This is a genomic window from Aromatoleum toluolicum, assembly GCF_012911005.2.
Classification (GTDB): domain Bacteria; phylum Pseudomonadota; class Gammaproteobacteria; order Burkholderiales; family Rhodocyclaceae; genus Aromatoleum; species Aromatoleum toluolicum.
Genome location: NZ_WTVS01000269.1, coordinates 1 through 388, shown reverse-complemented (window position 1 = coordinate 388; position 388 = coordinate 1). Strand labels below are relative to the sequence as shown.

Sequence of the window (388 nt, the reverse complement as noted above, 5' to 3'; positions counted from 1 at the left end):
GGGCTACCCCAACATCTTTGCGGCCTACCGCAAGGGCGACGCGAAGGGCTGGGGCCTGCAGCAGCTGCGCAAAAAGGGCCTGCGCGACATGGGCGGCACGCTGTCGTCCCACGCCGCCCACCAGCTGGCCCTGGGCGCGGAGACTTTGTCGCTGCGCATGGACCGCACCAGTGCCACCGCCCTGGCGCTGGCGCAGCGGCTGGAGGCGCACCCGGCCGTCTCGCGCGTGCTGTACCCCATGCTGCCCTCGCACCCGCAGCACGCCTTTGCGCGCAAGCACCTCAAGGCGGGCTCGTGGCTGCTGTCGTTCGAGCTGCGCAACCCCGACCAGTGCCTGGCCGTGTGCAACCGCCTGCAGTTGCCCATCAAAGCCACGGGGCTGGCCGAC

1 protein-coding gene is annotated in these 388 nt (G+C 71.1%); it reads left to right on the top strand.

Annotation, left to right across the window (positions count from 1 at the left end):
• Positions 1-388 (top strand): PLP-dependent transferase (locus GPA27_RS28690; RefSeq protein WP_211165328.1); only part of this gene is annotated, 388 nt, incomplete at both ends.